We start from the raw sequence: 6,007 nt of genomic DNA on the forward strand, positions 1-6,007 counted from the left end.
CTTACTCACTTGAACGCGCGGCGATAAACGCAAGCAGGTCATGCATGGGCAAGGGCTTTGAAAACAGGTAACCCTGGCCCTCGTGACAGCCCATTTGCTTGAGCAGCACGGCTTGGCTGTCCTGCTCAATGCCCTCGGCGATGACTTCAAGGTCAAGGCTCTGACCCAGTTGGATAATGGTTTCAACTATGCGCCGTCCGCCCTCGCTCTGTTCCAGTTGGCGAATAAAACTGAGGTCGATTTTCAAGCGATCCACGTTCAGCCGCTCCAAGTAGCTGAGCGAGGAAAACCCGGTGCCGAAATCGTCTATGGCCAAGGTCAATCCTTGCGCCTTGATCTGGTTAATCAGCACGGTCATCAGATCAGCTTCGAGCATGGCCATGGATTCGGTGATCTCAAGCTCGATCAGTTGCGGTTGCACATTGCTTTCAGCCAGTGCGCCGCTAAGCATGTCGATAAAGCCCGGATGGCGCAGTTGCGCCACTGAAACGTTGATAGCCATGCGCAGCGGGCGTTGGCTGTGCTGGTTGATCGTGCCCAGATCATGGCAGGCCACACGCAACACCCACTCACCCAAGGCCACGATTAATCCTGAGCTTTCAGCCAGTGGGATGAACTCGGCCGGCGAGACAAACCGGTTGTCTTCGGTGCGCCAGCGCAGCAGGGCTTCGACGCCAACCAGTTGGTTATCTTGCAGGTTGAACTGCGGCTGGTAGACGACAAACAGGCGCTCATGCTCAAACGCCAGGCGCAGGTCTTGCAGCAGTTGCACGCGGGCGCGGGTCTCGAACTCCATCTTGCGGCTGAAGTGATTGATGCTGCCGCGCTGCTGCTGTTTGCCGTGCTTGAGGGCAATGCTGGCGGCTTTCAGGGCGTCACTGCCTTTGCCATCGACGTGATCCAGGCGTGCTAGACCGATGGTGGCGGTGATGCGCTGGGTCAGATCAGCAAACTGTAAGGGGTCATGCAGCAGTGTTTGCAGTTGCTGCGGACAGAGCGTGCTGTGCTCGGCCAGAATGCCGAATACATCGCCATCCACGCGTGCGAGCAAGCTGCTGCTCGGTAGGGCGTCCTGCAATCGCGTGCTCATGGCTTGCAGCATGGCGTCGCCCAGCTTGTGGCCCAGGGTGTCGTTAAATTCCGAGAAACCATCAATGTCGATCAGCGCTAAGGTGAGTTCGCTGGCGACACTGCTGGCCAGGGCGCGATCCAAGGCGTGAATCAGCGCCAGGCGGTTGGGGATGTGCAGCAGTTGATCGTTGTAGGCGTGATCCTTGAGCTGACTGAGCAGCAGGACGTTGTCCAGGGTGATCACAATATTGCTGCAAAACACCTCAAGCAGTTGTTTATCCAGCTCATCAAGTGCCCGTTCGGTTTGCAGGTAGGCCGCCATATGGTTGTGGCCCTGGCCTTGAAAGAACAACGTGGTGCTGGTGTCACCGTAAATGTTGTGGCGCTCGCTCAGTGCCTGTTTAAGTGCATCTGCGATCTCTCGGTCGGGCAGTTCGCCCAGTTGCTTATCGATGCAGTTCGTCAGGTTGCCGGCGGCGGCCACGATTAAGGCGTTGGACGGCGAAAACTCATGGTCATAGGCGCACACCAGCCCTTCGGGCGGCAGCCCGAGCAGGCCACAAATCTGCGTGATGATGCCGGCGGCAAACTCAGTCACACCTTGGCGAGCGAGTAGCTGACTGCTGGCGCGGATCACCATACCCAGACCACGGCGGCTGGCGTTGATAGTGTGAATTTGATCGTAGGAGCGAATGGCGGTGGTGAGCGAGGTGTAGAGACGGTTGCGCGTCAGTTCGGATTTAGTTTTGTAGTCGTTGATGTCGTAGTCGCGAATAGCTTCCAGCTCGGGGGCGTAACCTGGTTGCCCCGTACGCAGGATGATGCGTGCTTCGCTATTGCCCATCTCTTCGCGGATGCGCTTTACCAAGTGCAGGCCGGCATGCTCGGACTCCATCACCACATCCAGCAGGATCACCGCTACTTGAGGGTTCTCACACAGTAAATCGACCGCTTGGCCGGCGGAGTATGCATGCAGGAATTTGAGCGGGCGGCCGAGAATGTGCGTGTTGGCCAGGGCGAAGCAGGTGGACTGATGAACGTCTTGGTCATCATCGACAATCAAAACATGCCAGGTGTGGCGGGGGTTCTCAGCGGGTTCATGGCCGGTCTCGGCGTCGAAGTTAAACAGATCGTCGTCGGCATTATCGGTCATGAATCGGCCTTAGCTAATAGAGAAGAATCTGCCGGCTACAGGTCAACGTTTATGCCTGTTTTGCTGGTCCGCTCGATGATGAGCGGGTTCAACCAGCCGGTCGCTGTTCTAACGATGTTACTCAAACCCTTCTGCAGTCTAGTTAAAAAATCGCGTTAGCAGCGCCAATTTATTGAGCGGGTTATTGAGCCGTGGAGCTGGATTTATCAGTTGTTGCTTGGCCACTTTATAAAGGCACTAACTGATGGGCCGCTGAGTCAGGTTTCGGCGCGGGCTGGCACCTGTGAGCGAAAAGAGGGGTTTCGGTCATTTAATGCGAGGCAAGCGTAGGCAAGGGCAGCTATTGGCCCTTGCCTACTAATGCTTACTGTTGAGCTTGGTTCGATTTAAGCAAGTCGCGGATTTCGCTGAGCAGCTCCTGGTCTTTGGTCGGTGCAGGTGCTGCCTGAGGCGCGACTTCTTCTTCACGCTTGAGGCGGTTAAGCACCTTGATGCCCATAAAGATGGCAAAGGCGACGATCAGGAAGTCGATAACCGTCTGGATAAACTTACCGTAGGCCAGTACCACCGCCGGCAGATCACCTTCAGCTGCCTTTAAGGTGATGGCCAAGTCGGTAAAGTCTACGCCGCCAATCAGCACGCCAAGTGGTGGCATCACCACATCGCCAACGAAGGACGAAACGATTTTGCCGAAGGCCGCGCCAATGATGATGCCGACGGCCATGTCGACGACGTTGCCTTTCACGGCAAAGGCTTTGAATTCGCTGATGATGCTCATGCTGCGCTCCCTGTTAAATGGTGTGGCGCAGAGTGTAATGCAGTCCGTTCGGCTTGCCAGCTACTTAGGCTGGCCAGTGGATATCAGGCAGCGATTGGAAGCCTGGCTTGGCTAGCAGATATCCCTGGAACAGTTCCACGCCCATGGCTTGCAGGGTGCGCAGTTCGGCAAGGCTCTCAATGCCTTCAGCAATCACCCGGATGTTGAGCTTGCGGCACATCTGCAGGGTGGCTTCGACCAGGATCTGCCGAACGTTGTCCTGATCAATATTGCGGATCAGCTGCATGTCGAGCTTGATCAAGTCGGGCTGAAAGTCCGCCAGCAGATTGAGGCCAGCATAGCCGGCGCCAAAATCATCAATGGCGGTCATAAAGCCCTGTTTGCGGTAGGCGCGCAGGATACCGGTGAGGTGGTCGATGTCGAGCACCTGCTCTTGTTCAGTGACTTCGAAAATGATGCGCTCTAGGGGGAAATTGAAGCGTTTGGCGGCTTCCAGTGTGGCGCGGATACAGGTTTTAGGCTTATACACCGCGTTGGGCATAAAGTTGATCGACACCATCGCCGGGACCTGCAGCCTGGCCGCCCATTCCAGCGCAGTAATGCGGCAGGCCTGGTCGAAAGGATAGAGGTTGTCGCCGTTAATCTGGCTCAGCAAACTGCCGGCAGACTCACCCGCACTGCCTCGGACCAAGGCTTCGTGGGCAAATACGCTACCTGTACTTACGTTGACGATGGGCTGGAATGCCATGCTGATGGCGAAGTCCAAACCTTTGCCATCGCGGCAGGCCGAGCATCCGGTGGTTATGCTCATAGTCTGATCTCAGGTGTGTGGCGGTATGTGCGCACGATAGCAGAACGTGCGCAGTGCTTCTCATTTTGCCAGCGCCCGGCAGAGTCATGCTGGGTGAGCTAGTCTCAACTTCGACCCGCAGTGAGGAGCCTTGTATGCCTTTGGAACATCACCCACTCAGCCGTGAATTTCCTGAATTTCAGGCTCAGTTGCGTCGCCTGATGTCCAATGATGGGCATTTCGTGCGCTTGGCTGAAGAGTATGAAGGCCTCGATAAGCGCATTTATGAAGTAGAAAGCGGGCGGGTTGCTATGGATGAATTTCTGCTGCTTGGCCTGAAAATGCAGCGTGTGACGCTTAAGGACGAGCTCGCCACCTACCTGCACAATGCGTCATAGCGATGCTGTCTTGACCCTGATCAAGTAATGGCTGGAGCGCTGGGGATAGTCTGCAAGCACAGACCATCACTCAGGAGTGCCAGCATGCACGTTGAACATCACCCTCTGATCAAAGACTTTCCTGAATTGCGTAGCACGCTGCATGACCTACGCGTAAGCGATGCTGGCTTTGCCAAGCTTGCCGAAACGTATGAGTCACTGGACAAGCGTATATGCCGTATCGAAGCCGGTAATGAACTGCTCAACGACGACGCACTGGTGTCGCTCAAGCAAGAGCGTGTAGAGCTCAAAGATGAGGTGGCGCGTTTACTTAAGCGTGCGGCTGGTCAGTGTTGCGGGTGCGGTAACGGTTGTAAGTCCTAAGCACCTTTTAAGGGCTGAATGGCCGCTGGCTTGGCAAGTTTGCGCGCAGTCCCTTCTGCACGCAGCCAGCGGTTCACTTCTCTGAGCTGTAAATATATCCAGCCATTTCGTATGATCCGGGCTTAGTTCTTACAGGAGTCCGGCATGGCCAAGGCCAAGCGTATGTATGGTTGCACCGAGTGCGGTGCAACGTTCCCCAAATGGGCAGGCCAGTGCGGCGAGTGCGGCGCTTGGAATACCTTGGTCGAAACCCTGCTTGAAGCTAACGCCGCAACCCCCAGCGGTCGCGCTGGCTGGGCCGGTGAGCAGGCACAAATCAAAACCCTGGCTGAAGTCAGCGTCGAGGAAATGCCGCGCTTCTCCACCGCCTCCGGCGAGTTGGATCGAGTGCTTGGCGGCGGTCTGGTAGACGGCTCTGTGGTGCTGATCGGTGGTGACCCCGGCATCGGCAAATCAACCATTTTGTTGCAGACACTGTGCAATATTGCCCAGCGCTTCCCTGCGCTCTATGTCACCGGTGAGGAATCTCAGCAGCAGGTGGCGATGCGCGCGCGTCGTTTGGGCTTGCCAGAAGACAAGCTCAAGGTGATGACCGAAACCTGCATCGAAAGCATCATCGCCACCGCGCGCCTGGAAAAACCCAAGGTGATGGTGATTGATTCGATCCAGACCATCTTTACCGAACAACTGTCCTCCGCGCCTGGCGGTGTGTCTCAGGTGCGCGAGAGTGCGGCGCTGCTGGTGCGTTTTGCCAAACAGAGCGGCACGGCGATCTTTCTGGTGGGCCATGTAACCAAGGAAGGCGCGCTGGCCGGCCCGCGCGTACTGGAACACATGGTCGATACCGTGCTGTATTTCGAAGGTGAGTCCGATGGCCGCCTGCGTCTGTTGCGCGCGGTGAAGAACCGCTTTGGCGCAGTCAACGAGTTGGGCGTTTTCGGCATGACGGACAAAGGCCTGAAGGAGGTCACGAACCCTTCGGCGATTTTTCTGACCCGTGCTCAGGAGGAAGTGCCCGGCAGCATCGTCATGGCCACTTGGGAAGGGACACGACCGATGTTGGTGGAGGTGCAGGCGCTGGTCGACACCAGCCATATGGCCAACCCGCGCCGCGTTACCTTGGGGCTGGATCAGAACCGTTTGGCCATGCTGCTGGCGGTGTTGCATCGCCACGGTGGCATCCCGACCTATGACCAAGATGTGTTTCTCAACGTGGTCGGTGGGGTCAAGGTGCTGGAAACAGCGTCCGATTTGGCGCTGATGGCTGCAGTGATTTCCAGCTTGCGCAACAAACCGCTGCCGCATGACTTGCTGGTGTTCGGTGAGGTGGGGTTGTCTGGCGAAATTCGCCCTGTTCCGAGTGGTCAGGAGCGCTTAAAAGAAGCGGCCAAACACGGCTTCAAGCGCGCCATCGTGCCGAAGGGCAATGCGCCCAAAGATCCGCCGCCGGGTTT

Annotated in this window: 6 protein-coding genes; 3 read left to right on the plus strand and 3 right to left on the minus strand. The window is 56.8% G+C overall.

The window, feature by feature from the left end; all coding sequences use genetic code 11:
• Position 1: 1 nt before the first annotated feature.
• The 3 genes from AUK77_RS14880 to AUK77_RS14890 all read right to left on the minus strand — a co-directional run bounded on the left by AUK77_RS14880 (position 2) and on the right by AUK77_RS14890 (position 3,813).
• Positions 2–2,224 carry an EAL domain-containing protein gene (locus tag AUK77_RS14880; RefSeq protein ID WP_296131038.1) on the minus strand — a complete coding sequence of 741 codons (2,223 nt, stop codon included), beginning with the start codon at positions 2,222–2,224 and terminating at the stop codon, positions 2–4.
• A gap of 364 nt (positions 2,225–2,588) precedes the next feature.
• On the minus strand, positions 2,589–3,002 hold the full coding sequence (gene mscL / locus AUK77_RS14885; RefSeq protein WP_296131039.1) for a large-conductance mechanosensitive channel protein MscL: 414 nt from the start codon (positions 3,000–3,002) through the stop codon (positions 2,589–2,591).
• A gap of 64 nt (positions 3,003–3,066) precedes the next feature.
• Positions 3,067–3,813, minus strand: coding sequence for an EAL domain-containing protein (locus AUK77_RS14890; protein ID WP_296131041.1), 747 nt, complete (start codon positions 3,811–3,813; stop codon positions 3,067–3,069).
• A 134-nt stretch (positions 3,814–3,947) separates the two neighbouring features.
• On the opposite strand from AUK77_RS14890, the gene AUK77_RS14895 reads away from it, so the two are divergent.
• The 3 genes from AUK77_RS14895 to radA form a co-directional block, all read left to right on the plus strand.
• Positions 3,948–4,190, plus strand: coding sequence for a YdcH family protein (locus AUK77_RS14895; protein WP_296131043.1), 243 nt, complete (start codon positions 3,948–3,950; stop codon positions 4,188–4,190).
• An 84-nt stretch (positions 4,191–4,274) separates the two neighbouring features.
• Positions 4,275–4,553, plus strand: coding sequence for a DUF465 domain-containing protein (locus AUK77_RS14900; protein ID WP_296131045.1), 279 nt, complete (start codon positions 4,275–4,277; stop codon positions 4,551–4,553).
• A 144-nt stretch (positions 4,554–4,697) separates the two neighbouring features.
• Positions 4,698–6,007 (plus strand): DNA repair protein RadA (gene radA, locus AUK77_RS14905; RefSeq protein ID WP_296131047.1); only part of this gene is annotated, 1,310 nt, incomplete at its 3' end.

Source organism: Pseudomonas sp. Ga0074129 (assembly GCA_001465025.1).
Taxonomy (GTDB): Bacteria; Pseudomonadota; Gammaproteobacteria; order Pseudomonadales; family Pseudomonadaceae; genus Aquipseudomonas.